This is a genomic window from Thermoanaerobacter brockii subsp. finnii Ako-1 (genome assembly GCF_000175295.2).
Taxonomy (GTDB): domain Bacteria; phylum Bacillota; class Thermoanaerobacteria; order Thermoanaerobacterales; family Thermoanaerobacteraceae; genus Thermoanaerobacter; species Thermoanaerobacter pseudethanolicus.
The window spans coordinates 1,893,756-1,907,043 of sequence record NC_014964.1 but is presented as its reverse complement, the minus strand read 5'-3'; the positions used below and the strand labels follow the sequence as shown (position 1 = coordinate 1,907,043).

Sequence of the window (13,288 nt, the reverse complement as noted above, 5' to 3'; positions counted from 1 at the left end):
AGATATTATATGTAACAACAAAAAGATCAACTGGATGTATAATGTTGTTAAAGAAGTTTTAGGAGGAGTAAGTATGAAAAAAATATTTATTGGCTTGTTAATTTTAACTTTATTTTTTAGTGGGTGCCAGATTAATGTCAAAAATCATGGTAATTTAGCAAAGCCCTCCAACCAAAATGTAAGTGAAGATGTTACTCCTAATGATATCCAAAATGAAAAATGGAGATGGAGTTTCAAAGATAATAAGATTTCATCCTTGAAGGATTTGCAATTGTATAAAAGTGATGATGGGGGTAAAACATGGACACAAATTTATATCCCCGTTAATAAAATTCCTGAGAGTGCTTATAAAGATGCTGAGAATATAGTACCTTACTTTATGGATAATAATGTGTGGATAGCATGGATTGTCCCCCAAACATTACATATACTTAAAACAAAAGATGGAGGTTTACATTGGGATATATTTAAATTTGAAATCGGCAAATATGGAGAAGCTATATCAGTTCTTCAATTTGTTACTCCTGAAGAGGGTTGGATTTTGACCACAATGAATGGTGCAGGAATGCAGATAAACTATTTATTGAAAACCAATGACGGAGGTAAAACGTGGGAAAATGTGAATATAACAGGCAAAAAGAACTATGATGGGATTTATAGTGCGGCAGATCGTTCAAATATGAAATTTTACAACAAAAATAATGGATGGATTAGTATCTCAAACAACTTAGGTCCTGCTCCACTGCTTTTTAGAACAACAGATGGTGGGAAAAGTTGGTCAAAAATAGAATTATCTGTGCCTGAGATTTATAAGAATTGTTATCTTTCATCTGCAAATGTACCTGTATTTGCTGATAATAAACAGGGGAAATTAATTTTGGAACTTTATGGGCCTAATAAAGATAATAAATTAGAAAAACATATTTTAGTTTATGAAACAATAGATGGGGGTAATACGTGGAGATTAAGAAAGAATTAATAATTTGTAACCAATTTGTAATATCTGATAAACGAAATAATGGTATAATGATGGTAGAAATATTTTGGAAAGGGAAATATTAAAAATGGGGTAGATGTTATTGAAAAAGAGGTTGGTATTGGTTATTAGTGCTATTCTAATGGTGTCGTTTTTTACCGTAATTGCTTTTGCGAATAGTACAATCAAATTGATTGTCAATGGTAGTGAAATTAAGCCAGATGTGCCACCGCAGATTATCAATGGAAGGACAATGGTGCCAATTAAGTGGGTAGCTGAAGCCGTAGGGGCAGAGGTGAAGTGGGACAAACAAGACAGAATTGTTACGAATTCTTTTAGTGATAAAGTAGAAACGGATTTGATTAGCAATTATTTGCGAACAGCTGAAACTCCTAAGCATTTTGTAGAAAACTTTGCCCATGCTTTGCAAGAACGAAATGGAGCTGTGGCTCGTTTATTTTTAAGTCCTGAAATTAGGGGGCAAATAAAACCTGAAATAATAGGTCCTTCTACACCTGTAACAAAAATAGAAATTAAAGAAGTTTCTTATAGTAATTATTATTGGGTATATAATGTTAAGGCATATTATGGTCCTTATGATAATAATTCACCAACATTAGCTTTTGAAATAAAGTTGACAGTAGAACCAGAAAGATATCCTGACTGTTCAGTGGTTTCGAGTAGGTATTTTATTACCAAATTGGATTGGATTAATGGTAAGACTGAATTTATACCTAATTAAAGAGAAATATTGTCTGGGTTTAAGAAAGTTTCAGAGAAAAAGTTTTCTTGAATGGGTTATATACCATCAATAGATATAGGGGATTGGGCTTATTGTAGCTAAAGGCTAATAAGATATAACAATCAATATCGTAATTTTAATATTAATTGTTTCTCTTAACTCTTATTGATGATGCTGGAAAGATATAGATGATAAATTTTGAAATTAATGAAAACATATATTTTAAGGAGTGAGTCTGGATGAGAAAACTTCTCATTATTTTAATGGTAATATTATTTTTGAGTGGCTGCTATATTAATATCACAAAAACTGATAAAGACAGCTCAGAAAGCATTATACCTCCTGTGTCTAAAACAAAAGAAAATTTTAGTGAAAAAAAAACAAACAAAATAAATATTAGTGAACTTCCTAAAAGCAAGGAAGAGACTGCGACTATTGAAGGTGTGGATTATAAAGTTTCATATACACTTTTTGATTGTTCTAAATTATCACCTGGTTTTATAACTTATATTCCGGAAAACATGGAAACAAGTATTAATAATTTTGGAGATGGAAGCACAACTGTGCGTATAGAAACTTCAAAAATAATAAATGGACAATTTCTTCATGACTATGACTATATTGAAATAACTTTTTTGCCGAGAAATGTAGATAAATCTTATGCAATTGAAAAAGTAAAAGGTCTTGCAAACAAATATAAGCTTAAAGAAGAGCAAAAGATTTTTAATTGGGCGATATTTCAGAGGAATGGAGTTTATGGAGTTATAGTTTTAGGAGAGCATGAAGGGAGATATTTCTATATTATTATTCATCCTACTCTTGAAGCGTCAGACATGTTTAATCCAATAGCTAAAAATGTAATCAAGGAATTTATATGGGTAGATACAGGTACGAGATTATAAAAAATTACTCCCTCACATTTTAATTGTGAGGGAGTTTTAGTTTAGGTATCAGGTAGCAATGCAGACCAAGTTTGAGAACCAACAATTCCATCAGGTGTTAAGTTATGGTCTTTTTGAAACTTTATAACTGCGTTTTCGTAATATCTCCAAAAATTCCATCTATATCAGTAAGTGTGAGATAACCATTGTAATATAGTGCATCCTGGCAAGTTGCTACATAAACATTTTGACTACCGTATTGAACTATTGGATAATATGGGGAACCTGGATCTCTTGCATCACCATGAACATGACTGCTATAATCTGGTTCAACGAAAGTCCAATAGGATAGAGCAATTTTATACATTTGCTCTAATGTTATATTTCCGTAATAAGGGACCATATCAAATGCTTTTCCTGCCATATGTTGAGAATATTTTGCTACTTGTCCAGGATATTTACTTGCTAAATCTTTATTGTGTTTAACAGAGCAATATGCGCGGGTGATACGTATAGGAGTTCCTATTGCTTTTCTATAGTTATTCCATTGATTTAGTGTTTTTGTATCTGTAAAAATATAAGTAGTATATAATTTATCAAAATCAGAGCTATAATCTGCCAATTCGTATACTGATAAATTTTCTGCTTTTGGCATTGGTTCTAATCCTTTTAGAGTATATCTTTCCCATTGAGAAGTATTTGTATTAAATATGTTTACTGAGAAAATTGTATTTTTAAGATCGGTACTCATAAGATTCCACCTCCTTCTATTATTTATTTTTTCAAGGACTAATCGGCCGATTTACCCTTCTACCTATTAAAGAGAGTTTTATATGCTAATTTACAACCCATCTAAGAAATCTTCTCCTAAAAATTCTCTCATTTTTTCAATGCTCTTTTCTTTGTTTTATTTACTGCCTGCTGCGAAATATGGAGCTTTAAGGCTATTTTCTAAGCAAATTATTAAGGGGAATTAATAAAAATTTAATAATTTGTAACCAATTTGTAATATCTGACAAACGAAATAATGGTATAATGTTGGTAGAAGAATTTATGGGAGGTTTTGGTGAGGAATGAAAAAAGCTCTTGTAATTTTGATAATTTTAACTTTGTTATTTGGCGGATGCCAAACAAAAAGAGAGGTTAAGGAGAGTAATACGTTTCACAAACTAATTCCTAATTTTCAATATTTCCAAATGATAGATAGAAATAATGGATGGGCTATTGGAGAAAATATGGGAGAAAATAAAGTATTTATTACAAATGATGGAGGCACTACATGGGTGACTGCTTTGACTTCTGCCATAGGTGACATTCGTGAATGGTTTTTTATGGATTCTGATCATGCTTGGATACTTTATTCTAATGGGATTCTTTACAGGACAGAAAATAGAGGTAGAAACTGGTATGATGATGAAGTGCCTTTTGATATGGGTAAATTATTTTTTCTAAATTCTAATGGTACATATCAAGGCTGGGTCCTTAAGGAGGATGGTACCGCATCTGGAAATGTACCTGTAGATGTGTATAGATTAATAAACAATGAATGGACACTAATTCACAAGGGGGGTTGCCCAATTCTACTTTGGCATCTCGCAATTTGCTTCCTTATGAGGGAGATAAAAAGAGTTTCATTTTTTTGCCGGATGCAAAGACCGGTTTTGTTGCGATAGAAAGGCGGGATCCAGGAAAGTCTAGTTTATATATGACAAGTGACGGAGGATATACATGGTATAAGAAAAATATTCCTTTGCTTTCAAAATTGAGTGATAAATATATTTTTGTATATTCTCTTAAATTTGTTGATGGTGAAATAATTTGGCCAATATCTGGATTTGATGATGTGAAAAAGGATTTTGCAATACTGTTTTTAGTAAGCAAAGATAATGGGAACAGTTGGAAAGAAAAAGCTTATTTTATATATAAGAATTCTCCTAAGGAAATTTATGTATTAGATGAAGAAAACTGGTATGTTTTATTTGAAGATGAATTATTTAAAACAAATAACGGAGGAAATACATGGGAAAAGCTAAATATTCCTCAAGGTACATTTCAAATTCAATTTATAGATAATAAAACAGTGTGGGCTTTAGCTTCAACATCGGGTGGGACAAATTTATTTTACAGTGAAAATGGCGGTTATACGTGGGATAAGAAGTTTTAAAATTTCAATTGGTGTATAAGGAGAAAATGAGGAGGATGAGAACAGAATGTATAGAAAAATAAGAGTTATTGTATTAATTGTAATAATTTATTTTATCGCTATTTTGGCTAAAAATCTGTATGAATATAGAGTAAAGACCTTTGATGAAGCCATTGGATTTAATCTTGATAATGTTTATAAAGTAGAGATATTAAGAAATGAGCAACCAAAAATAACAGAAGATAAAGAAAAAATTAAAGAATTAACCGAATGGTTAAGAGGATACAAATATAAAATGAGCAGCACGGTAAAAAGAAAAATAGATTTTTCTTATTATGTAATAAATTTTTATTCTCATGTAGAGAACGGCTTTATAGCTTTTGATAAAGATAATAAAAAAATAATTATAGTAAATGGGTATACATACGATGTTTTCGATAACTCTATTGTACAGGATTATTTACAGTCTTTTTGGGAATCTATCAGATAAGGCGAAGTAAAAAATAAAATAAATTAGGAATGGAAGGATTAATATTTGTTTGGAGGTAGGTGCAATGAGGAAAACAAAAACTTTTTTATTAATCGCTTTTGCCATTGTTTTATCATTGAGTATAATTGCCCTTGGATTGTCAGTCTCGAGAGTTAGTGCAGGGGATGGGCCAAATCAATCACAGTTTGATAAAATTATTGAAAAAGTAGGCAGTTTTTTAAAGGGTAATAAAGACAAATTGAAAGTCAATGAAGGGGATGTGATTGCAGAGGCTAACGGTATACCGATATATAAAAACGAATTTGAATTGCGTAAGGGATTGACATTGGCATCGGAAGGACAGGTAAACGATATAAATAATTTTGTTTTAAATAAATTGGTGAGAGAGAAAGTAAAAGAATATCTTGCTATGAAATACAATCTAAAGGTATCTGAAGATGAAATAAATTCATATATTGAAAAAGAGAAACAACAATTTAAAGAATTTCCTGAAGCGGAGGGAAAATTGAAAGAGTTAATTTCTGCAAGTGGTATGAGATATGAGGAATACTGGAACGATTATGAGAGATACAATGTAAAAAGAATGTTGCTTTTTGATAAGCTGTACAATGCGATAATCAATGAAGGAATTAAAAATGGGGAATTGAAGAAAACGGATAAAATGACCATAGAGGTGCAAAATGAGTATAAAAAGTATTTTGACAATATAATAGATCAATATGTAAAACAGGCTAAAATATCGATTGATGAAAAATATAAAGATATGTTTAGAGGCTTCAGAGTAGATTGATTTTGTAGAGGTAGGAGAGGGGAATGAAAAAATTTTTTATAATACTATTGCTCTATAGACGTTGGAAAAAATATATATTATAATAACCGTAAAGAATACTTAAGAGGTTTTACAAGATTTAAAAATGTATAAATTTTACAAAATATTAAAAAATATCAATTGATAATAGTAGCAATGAGAAAAAATATAAAACCTTTACCTTTTACTAGAACGCCTTTTAAACCAGATGTCCTTTGGATACGAACACATAACCTTAACTTCTACAAAATATTTTTATCCGACATCAAACTATTATTACTATGATCTTTCAAGTTATGGTTGGCTACCTGTAAGAACGGATATTTTGCATGGATATGTTTCTACTTCATGGGTAACACTTCATAGGGAGACTAGTAGTGAATGGGTGTTGATGTTAAATAATGGATATGTAAATTGATATTAAATTAAAAGAATTGAAAAGTATTACAATAACACAGAGGTATTCTTTTTTATAAAAATAAAAGAAAGGGAGAGTGTTAATGAAAGAAGAAAATGTAGAGTTTAAGATATTTTTTATATTGCTAATATATATTTATTTAATGGTAGGTAACATATTGTTACAAAAGATAATCCGTATTTCAGAAGTTACATACAACCAAATAATACTTGTGTGGGGTAATCTAATTTTTTATTTCGCTTTAGGAATATTATTAACAATTCCTTTCTTTTTAAGTGAAACAAAGAAAGAAGGGAATTGGATGATAAATTATAAATGTCTATTGGCTTTTATTTTACCCTTATTTGCAGTAGTTTTTTTGTATTTTTATCCCATCTTATTGGACCTTTCTTATGTACTAGGACATGTTATTAATGCACTATCTGTGGTAGCAGGATATTCATTGATTTTTATAGTCAGCAAGAAGTAAGAAATAGCTTTAAAAATAAATTGGTACACCAACTGTGAAAATACCCCTCTGAGCTAGATTTACATCTCAGAGGGGGAGAATCAAATAGATGTTTTATAGGAAAATCAATTTAAATTTCTTATTGTTACCTTGTTTATTAGGTACTTTTTAGGTAGCCTACAATTATTTGATTTAAGCGGGGATATTCACCTATATCTTCTTCAGTTTGTACTAAAACTTCGTTATTCATTACTGCGATTACTTTTGCCCCTTTTATGTTTTCATTTAGGCTAACTATTCTGTGTTTTTGTTTCGCTTCATCAATGGAATCTGTATATAGTATTTTTCCATCTTTTATTATGGCAAAACTTGTGGCGTATTCTTCTAATTCAAATATTTCATGAGAAGAAAGTAAAATAGTGCCCTTCTTTTCATTGACGTATTGCTTTATTATTTCTATAAGTTCAAACCTAGCAGCCGGGTCAAGGTGCTGTGTAGGCTCATCCAGTATTATGAGTTTTGCATTTGTTGAAAAAGCTAATATCGCTAATATAAGAGTTTTTTGACCCCTTGAGAATTTTTGCATTTCTTCATTTAAGTTAAAGCCATATCGGGAGAGAAAGTTTTTAAAAAACATATCATCCCATGATGGATACAGAGTTTTGTACAGTTTGTAATAGTCTGCCAGTTGTAAATTGTTAAAGACTTTTCTGTGTTCTGTAACAAACGCTATATCTTTTTTTATAGAAGGGTGAAAAGGCTTTTCGAATATGAATATTTCGCCTGAATCCTTTTTTACTGCGTTCATTATGCATTTTAATGTTGTGGTTTTTCCTGCACCGTTTGGACCCACAAGTGCCATTATTTCTCCTTCTTCTACTTTAAAAGTTACATTGGAGAGTATTTGTTTTCCATCAATTTGTTTACTTAGATTCTTTACTTCTAATGTGTACATTAATTTTCACCGCCTTTTATTACATATGACCAGAAGCCCAAGAGACAAATGAGGGATGAGTATATCAAGGATAGAAGTAAATTTCCCTGCCGAGTAAAACTTATCAGGCTGTAAGGATTGAAGGCAAAGCTATTGATATCTGTTGTACCTATATTACCTAAAAGTGCATCTAAAATAACCACAAAAGCGCTCCAGCCTAGTCCGTCCATTTCAAAGCCAGAAAAAGCCATTTGAAGACCAAAGATTGCAAGTAAAAGTATTAAACTTCTCAAAATAGGCTCAAATTTATTTATAAAAGGGACTCCTAAAAATATTTCTCCAATAGCAGAGGTTACAATCACAACAAGGCTTAAGAAAATGAGATTGTAAAGGAACAATTCTTTTTTAGAAAAAGGTAGGAAGTATAAAAGTTCTGCATTTTGATGCCTTATATCATACACTATAAAAGTGGCAGATAAAAACAAAAGTGCAATTGTTTTGATTAATATTACTGGTATGAATAGTAGAAAAGTAAGAAAAAGTATTCTTACAGTTTTCTCCTTTAATTCTTTCTGTATATAAATATCCATTTTATTTATCACTTCATTCATTTTTCCAGACCTCCTCGAAAATCAACATAGAAGTATAATAGTCTATACGACTGTTTTTCAATTTTGTGACACATTCTCTTATAATTTTTATTACACCTTCTTCTACATCAATGTCTTTCTTTATAAAATATCCTATGCCTTGCTCTGACTCTATATATCCTTCGTTTTTTAATTTTTCTAAAGCTTTTATAACTGTATTTATATTTACGTCAAATATCACCTGTAAATCTCTGATAGATGGAAGTTGACTGCCTTTTTGAAGGTTACCTAATAAAATTTCTGATTTTATCATGTTTACTATTTGTAAATATGCAGGCACTCCACTGTGTTTATCTACTTTTCTTAGCATTTTGCACCATCACTCTCTGATTAATTTTATAATGCCTGAATTTTTTATGTCGATAGGAGCTTTGCTTTTGTTTATAATTTTTAAAGAACCGCCTGTTGCATCTATATAAAATTCACCAGTTTCATCAGGAGTATTTAAAATTTCAAGTGTTCCATTTAAAGAAGTGGCATTTATATTAAAATTGTTAAATTTTGATTTTATATCAATATTTACACCAGTGGCGTCTAATATGATTTTATCAAAATCTAATTCTCCTTTTATGTTACTCCCTGTAGTATTGAGATTTAAGTTTTTACCTTTTAATTTGCCATTCAAGTCAAAACCAACGGTGTTTATATAAATGTTATTTTCTGATACGATATCAGCATTTATTGTAGTTCCAACAGAGTTTATATGAATGTCTTTAATGTTTCCACTACCAATTATCTTGACTGATGTACAATCAATATCAAGGTTTTTTGCAAGTGATGTACCTAATTTTATAACATAAGTAGAATTTTTTATAGGAGAAAATTCTTCTAAATGTAAAACTTTATTATCTCCGGTTTCTATTAATCGAGAAGGATAAGACAAAGTATCGCCTTCAACAAGTTCCAACTCAATTTCTGAGGAGACTTTAATAGATATGCTATCTATGTCTTTTACTGAAATTGATTTATCCGGCAGAAAATTTTCATGAGGGCGTAAGTCATAATTAGAACTATTCGGGATAGTTATTGGAGGAATATTAATATGAATACCTGGAATATCAATTTTTGTGCCATTGTCTTTTATAGTTTTTGTCTTAACATTAAAAAATAAACCCATTCCTAAAATTGGTACGGTAATTACCATTATAAATAATACGAGTAAAACAATTGAAAGTGAAGAAGATAGCCCTTTTCTTATAGGGAAGATACTTATTAAAAGTACAAAAGATAAAATAAAAAGCAATACTTTTAAAGAAATCCATGGAGAAATCCAAGCTAATAAGATGCTAACTCCTGATGCAGCTACTCTTATAGTGGCACTTTCTTTAAAAGTTTTTACAATGGGCAAATTTGAAGTTTTGCTTGAGAATAGGAAAATAAAACCGGTTACTAAGGCTACAAAAGCCACTAAAAATACAATAGTTTCAATTAAATTTTGATTCATAAGACGACCTCCCAAAGTTTTATACTGTTATATAATTATATAACACTATAAAACTTTTTTGTCAATGAGTTTTAAAAAATTATTAAAACAATTTTTAAGCTAGAAAAAATAAGAAGGAATTTAAAGATCTATGTAGAAATAATAAACTTGTAGAGGTTAATCATTAAAATTTGAAGGTGGTTTAATAAAACTATACGGGAAGGGGTAGAAAATGGATTATAAGGATTTATTAAAAAAGCTTAGTGAAAATCACGGGGTTTCTGGACATGAGAGAGGAATTTATGACCTCTTAAAAAAAGAATTTGAACCAATTTCAGATGAAGTTAAAGAAGACAATTTTGGCAATCTTATTTTTAAAAAGAAGGGCACAAAAGGCAAGTACAAGGTGATGTTAGCAGCCCATCTGGATGAAATAGGGCTTATGGTGAAAGATATTGATGAGAAAGGATTTATAAAGTTTACTCCTGTTGGAGGAGTGGACCAAAGGACTCTTCCTTCACAGGAAGTTATAGTTCACGGCAAAAAGGAATTATTGGGGGTTATAGGAAGTAAACCGCCACATCTTTTGTCTTCGGAGGATATGAAAAAGGCGATAAAAATAGACGATATGTATGTAGATGTCGGGCTTCCAAAAGAAGAGGTAGAGAAACTTGTAAGTATTGGAGATATAATAACTGTAAAGAGGGAGTTTAAAGAGCTTTTGAATGAGAATGTATCGGGGAAAGCTCTGGACGATAGAGCAGGGGTTGTGGTGATGGCAGTATGCCTTGAGGAGCTCAAGAAGGTATACCATTATCACGACGTGTATGCTGTAGTTACTCTTCAGGAAGAGGTGGGGGTAAGAGGAGCTACAACTTCTTCTTACAATATTGAACCTGACATAGCTATAGCGATTGACGTGACTCATGCGAAAGCGAGGGGAGTTAGCCGCGACATAGAGATAGGGAAAGGGCCTGCCATAGGGAAGGGACCCAATATTCATCCTGCTGTATATAAAGGGCTTGTAGATATAGCTAAAAAATACAATATAAATTATCAGATAGAGCCGCTTCCTGGGCATTCAGGCACTGATGCATGGGCAATCCAGGTGTCAAAAAAAGGAGTTCCTACAGGGCTTGTGTCAATACCTTTGAAGTACATGCATACTTCTGTGGAAACTGCTAATATGAAAGACATAATAGAAAGTGGCAGGTTGCTTGCTCACTATATTGCCAATCTGCCTGAGGAATTGGAGGGACATTTATGCTATTAAAGGAGTTAACTGAGCTTTTAGGTGCTTCTGGAGATGAAAAAGAGGTAAGAGAGAAGATAAAAGAGATAGTTAAACCTTATGTGGATGAGCTTTATGTGGATAGAATTGGAAATTTGATAGCCTGCAAAAAAGGGAAAAAGGAAAAACCAAAGGTGATGCTGGCTGCTCACATGGATGAAGTTGCTTTAATGGTGAAGTCTGTAAATGAAGACGGGACATTAAGTTTTTCTCCTGTGGGCGGAGTTGACAACCGTATTCTGGTAGCCAAAGCAGTAAAGGTAGGGGAGAAGAAGATAAACGGGGTAATAGGTGCAAAACCTATACATCTTCAGAAAAAAGGAGAGCAGGAAAAACCTCTTGACTTTGATGAACTCTATATAGACATTGGAGCAGCATCTAAAGAAGAAGCTTTAAAGCACGTTTCACCCGGTGACTATGTCTACTTTGAATCAAATTTTGAACTTTTGGGGGATGGATACGTTAAGGCAAAGGCTTTAGACGATAGGATAGGTTGTAACGTGCTGATAGAAATTCTGAAGAATACATATGAGTATCCTGTTTGTGCAGCTTTTACAGTTCAAGAAGAAGTTGGTTTAAGAGGCGCAGGTGTAGCAGCTTACAATGTAGATCCTGATTTTGCAATAGTGGTAGAAGGCACTGTCGCTGCAGATGTTGTGGATTCAGAACCTCATTTGGTTTCTACAGAACTAGGAAAAGGACCAGCGATTTCACTTATGGATAGAACTACTTTGTATGATAGAAAGATTATCGATAAAATCGTCAAGATAGCAGAAAAGAATAAGATACCCTATCAGTTTAGAAGAATAGCTAGCGGTGGTAATGACGCAGGGAAAATTCACCTTACAAAGGGAGGAATAAAGACGGTAGCTATATCTGTACCTTGCAGGTATATTCATTCCTTCAATTCTGTAGCTAAGCTGAGTGACTTTGAAAATACAGTTAAGCTTGTGGACTTAGTGATTAAAAATATTGAGGAGGTATTGAAATGAGTGTGAATGTGGAACTTATAAAAAAGCTAACACAGGCTTTTGGACCTTCGGGAAGTGAGGAGAAGGTTTTTGAGATTATAAGAGAGGAAGTCAAAGGCTTTTGCGATGAAATTACTCATGATGCGATGGGAAACATGATATGTGTGAAAAAGGGAAAAGGGAAAAAGATAATGGTGGCTGCTCATGCTGATGAAATAGGCATTATGGTTACGCATATTGAAGAGGAAGGCTTCTTGAGGTTTACAACGATAGGTGGCGTTTATGTAGAGCATCTGGTGGGAAGAAGAGTTGTGTTTAAAAATGGTACAGTAGGAGTGATTGGAGTAGAACATTTGGAAGATAAAAAGGATTTTAAACTAGAAAAGCTTTATATAGACATAGGAGCAAAGGATAAAAAAGAAGCTGAAGAGCTTGTCAGAATAGGAGATAGTGGGGCTTTTGTAGGGGAGTTTGTAGAAGCTGGAGATAGGTTAGTCTCCAAGGCTTTTGACGACAGGATAGGATGCTATGTGGCGATTGAAGCGCTAAAAAACGTGAAGACAGAAAATGAGCTGTATTTTGTCTTCACAGTGCAGGAAGAAGTAGGTTTGAGAGGAGCTACTACAGCCGCTTACAGTATTAATCCTGATTTTGCTATTGCTGTTGATGTTACAGCAACGGGAGATACTCCTAAAGCGAAGAAAATGGCGGTGGCTCTCGGTAAAGGTGCAGCAATAAAGGTAATGGACAGATCAATAATTGTGAGCCCTTCTGTGAGAGATATGATGATTGAAGTGGCGAAAGAGAACAATATTCCGTATCAATTAGAAATACTGGAATTTGGCGGTACTGATGCAGGAGCGATTCACCTTTCAAGAGGGGGAGTACCCTCTGGAGTGATTTCTATTCCCACAAGGTATGTCCACAGCGTTTCAGAAATGGTGGATAAAAATGATGTGGAGGCAAGTATTAACCTCCTGATAAAAATACTGGAAAAATAAAGCAAAAGACCCTGCTTCTTACGCGGGGTCTTTTTATTTATGGACTTACGCATTTTCACTAGAGGTGCTATTTTTTGAATTTACAAGCCAGTTGACTATAAAAAATACAGCC

17 protein-coding genes are annotated in these 13,288 nt (G+C 32.5%); 11 read left to right on the top strand and 6 right to left on the bottom strand.

Annotated elements, in window-relative coordinates:
* Positions 1–73: 73 nt before the first annotated feature.
* From THEBR_RS09480 to THEBR_RS09470, 3 genes are all read left to right on the top strand, one after another.
* Entirely contained in the window at positions 74–979 is a 906-nt protein-coding gene (locus THEBR_RS09480; RefSeq protein ID WP_244261787.1) for a YCF48-related protein, read from the top strand.
* A gap of 94 nt (positions 980–1,073) precedes the next feature.
* A complete protein-coding gene (locus THEBR_RS09475) occupies positions 1,074–1,718 on the top strand; it encodes a copper amine oxidase N-terminal domain-containing protein (protein WP_041589961.1) in 645 nt (214 codons plus the stop codon).
* Between the two features lie 239 nt (positions 1,719–1,957).
* The gene (locus THEBR_RS09470; RefSeq protein WP_012269624.1) at positions 1,958–2,620 is read left to right on the top strand and encodes a hypothetical protein; all 663 of its coding nucleotides are present in this window, start codon (positions 1,958–1,960) and stop codon (positions 2,618–2,620) included.
* A 41-nt stretch (positions 2,621–2,661) separates the two neighbouring features.
* Here the strand turns inward: THEBR_RS09470 and THEBR_RS12490 are convergent, their stop codons facing one another.
* Positions 2,662–2,745 (bottom strand): peptidoglycan-binding domain-containing protein, encoded by an 84-nt coding sequence (locus THEBR_RS12490; RefSeq protein ID WP_244261815.1) that lies wholly within the window; start codon positions 2,743–2,745, stop codon positions 2,662–2,664.
* On the bottom strand, positions 2,742–3,350 hold the full coding sequence (locus THEBR_RS09465) for a D-Ala-D-Ala carboxypeptidase family metallohydrolase (RefSeq protein WP_012269623.1): 609 nt from the start codon (positions 3,348–3,350) through the stop codon (positions 2,742–2,744). The genes THEBR_RS12490 and THEBR_RS09465 overlap by 4 nt, the downstream gene beginning before the upstream one ends.
* Positions 3,351–3,672: 322 nt before the next feature.
* On the opposite strand from THEBR_RS09465, the gene THEBR_RS12485 reads away from it, so the two are divergent.
* From THEBR_RS12485 to THEBR_RS09445, 5 genes are all read left to right on the top strand, one after another.
* Positions 3,673–4,272, top strand: coding sequence for a hypothetical protein (locus THEBR_RS12485; protein ID WP_244261786.1), 600 nt, complete (start codon positions 3,673–3,675; stop codon positions 4,270–4,272).
* Positions 4,239–4,763, top strand: coding sequence for a WD40/YVTN/BNR-like repeat-containing protein (locus tag THEBR_RS12480; RefSeq protein ID WP_244261785.1), 525 nt, complete (start codon positions 4,239–4,241; stop codon positions 4,761–4,763). The genes THEBR_RS12485 and THEBR_RS12480 overlap by 34 nt, the downstream gene beginning before the upstream one ends.
* Before the next feature lie 46 nt (positions 4,764–4,809).
* Positions 4,810–5,232 (top strand): hypothetical protein, encoded by a 423-nt coding sequence (locus tag THEBR_RS09455; protein WP_012269622.1) that lies wholly within the window; start codon positions 4,810–4,812, stop codon positions 5,230–5,232.
* Between the two features lie 64 nt (positions 5,233–5,296).
* Positions 5,297–6,022: a SurA N-terminal domain-containing protein gene (locus THEBR_RS09450; RefSeq protein ID WP_004402029.1), complete on the top strand. Its 726-nt coding sequence runs from the start codon at positions 5,297–5,299 to the stop codon at positions 6,020–6,022.
* 518 nt (positions 6,023–6,540) lie between these two features.
* Positions 6,541–6,927, top strand: coding sequence for a hypothetical protein (locus THEBR_RS09445; RefSeq protein ID WP_013570837.1), 387 nt, complete (start codon positions 6,541–6,543; stop codon positions 6,925–6,927).
* A 136-nt stretch (positions 6,928–7,063) separates the two neighbouring features.
* Here the strand turns inward: THEBR_RS09445 and THEBR_RS09440 are convergent, their stop codons facing one another.
* The 4 genes from THEBR_RS09440 to THEBR_RS09425 are packed head-to-tail and all read right to left on the bottom strand — an operon-like array spanning position 7,064 to position 9,934.
* Positions 7,064–7,861, bottom strand: coding sequence for an ABC transporter ATP-binding protein (locus tag THEBR_RS09440; protein WP_012269620.1), 798 nt, complete (start codon positions 7,859–7,861; stop codon positions 7,064–7,066).
* Positions 7,861–8,451 carry a hypothetical protein gene (locus THEBR_RS09435; RefSeq protein ID WP_012269619.1) on the bottom strand — a complete coding sequence of 197 codons (591 nt, stop codon included), beginning with the start codon at positions 8,449–8,451 and terminating at the stop codon, positions 7,861–7,863. Before THEBR_RS09435 ends, THEBR_RS09440 begins: the two co-directional genes overlap by 1 nt.
* Entirely contained in the window at positions 8,444–8,800 is a 357-nt protein-coding gene (locus THEBR_RS09430) for a GntR family transcriptional regulator (RefSeq protein WP_003867547.1), read from the bottom strand. The genes THEBR_RS09435 and THEBR_RS09430 overlap by 8 nt, the downstream gene beginning before the upstream one ends.
* A gap of 9 nt (positions 8,801–8,809) precedes the next feature.
* The gene (locus THEBR_RS09425; protein ID WP_012269618.1) at positions 8,810–9,934 is read right to left on the bottom strand and encodes a head GIN domain-containing protein; all 1,125 of its coding nucleotides are present in this window, start codon (positions 9,932–9,934) and stop codon (positions 8,810–8,812) included.
* A gap of 211 nt (positions 9,935–10,145) precedes the next feature.
* Between THEBR_RS09425 and THEBR_RS09420 the strand changes: the two genes are divergently transcribed.
* From THEBR_RS09420 to THEBR_RS09410, 3 genes are read left to right on the top strand one after another with little or no spacing between them, the layout of a single operon-like run.
* The gene (locus THEBR_RS09420) at positions 10,146–11,186 is read left to right on the top strand and encodes a M42 family metallopeptidase (protein WP_012269617.1); all 1,041 of its coding nucleotides are present in this window, start codon (positions 10,146–10,148) and stop codon (positions 11,184–11,186) included.
* On the top strand, positions 11,177–12,196 hold the full coding sequence (locus THEBR_RS09415) for a M42 family metallopeptidase (protein ID WP_012269616.1): 1,020 nt from the start codon (positions 11,177–11,179) through the stop codon (positions 12,194–12,196). Before THEBR_RS09420 ends, THEBR_RS09415 begins: the two co-directional genes overlap by 10 nt.
* The gene (locus THEBR_RS09410; protein ID WP_012269615.1) at positions 12,193–13,176 is read left to right on the top strand and encodes a M42 family metallopeptidase; all 984 of its coding nucleotides are present in this window, start codon (positions 12,193–12,195) and stop codon (positions 13,174–13,176) included. Before THEBR_RS09415 ends, THEBR_RS09410 begins: the two co-directional genes overlap by 4 nt.
* Positions 13,177–13,288: the final 112 nt, after the last annotated feature.

Bases quoted from the DNA above. Each gene is read 5' to 3' on its own strand.
- THEBR_RS09480 (WP_244261787.1), top strand. From the start codon at position 74: ATGAAAAAAATATTTATTGGCTTGTTAATTTTAACTTTATTTTTTAGT.
- THEBR_RS09475 (WP_041589961.1), top strand. From the start codon at position 1,074: ATGTTATTGAAAAAGAGGTTGGTATTGGTTATTAGTGCTATTCTAATG.
- THEBR_RS09470 (WP_012269624.1), top strand. From the start codon at position 1,958: ATGAGAAAACTTCTCATTATTTTAATGGTAATATTATTTTTGAGTGGC.
- THEBR_RS09465 (WP_012269623.1), bottom strand. From the start codon at position 3,350: ATGAGTACCGATCTTAAAAATACAATTTTCTCAGTAAACATATTTAAT.
- THEBR_RS12485 (WP_244261786.1), top strand. From the start codon at position 3,673: ATGAAAAAAGCTCTTGTAATTTTGATAATTTTAACTTTGTTATTTGGC.
- THEBR_RS09455 (WP_012269622.1), top strand. From the start codon at position 4,810: ATGTATAGAAAAATAAGAGTTATTGTATTAATTGTAATAATTTATTTT.
- THEBR_RS09450 (WP_004402029.1), top strand. From the start codon at position 5,297: ATGAGGAAAACAAAAACTTTTTTATTAATCGCTTTTGCCATTGTTTTA.
- THEBR_RS09445 (WP_013570837.1), top strand. From the start codon at position 6,541: ATGAAAGAAGAAAATGTAGAGTTTAAGATATTTTTTATATTGCTAATA.
- THEBR_RS09440 (WP_012269620.1), bottom strand. From the start codon at position 7,861: ATGTACACATTAGAAGTAAAGAATCTAAGTAAACAAATTGATGGAAAA.
- THEBR_RS09435 (WP_012269619.1), bottom strand. From the start codon at position 8,451: ATGAATGAAGTGATAAATAAAATGGATATTTATATACAGAAAGAATTA.
- THEBR_RS09430 (WP_003867547.1), bottom strand. From the start codon at position 8,800: ATGCTAAGAAAAGTAGATAAACACAGTGGAGTGCCTGCATATTTACAA.
- THEBR_RS09425 (WP_012269618.1), bottom strand. From the start codon at position 9,934: ATGAATCAAAATTTAATTGAAACTATTGTATTTTTAGTGGCTTTTGTA.
- THEBR_RS09420 (WP_012269617.1), top strand. From the start codon at position 10,146: ATGGATTATAAGGATTTATTAAAAAAGCTTAGTGAAAATCACGGGGTT.
- THEBR_RS09415 (WP_012269616.1), top strand. From the start codon at position 11,177: ATGCTATTAAAGGAGTTAACTGAGCTTTTAGGTGCTTCTGGAGATGAA.
- THEBR_RS09410 (WP_012269615.1), top strand. From the start codon at position 12,193: ATGAGTGTGAATGTGGAACTTATAAAAAAGCTAACACAGGCTTTTGGA.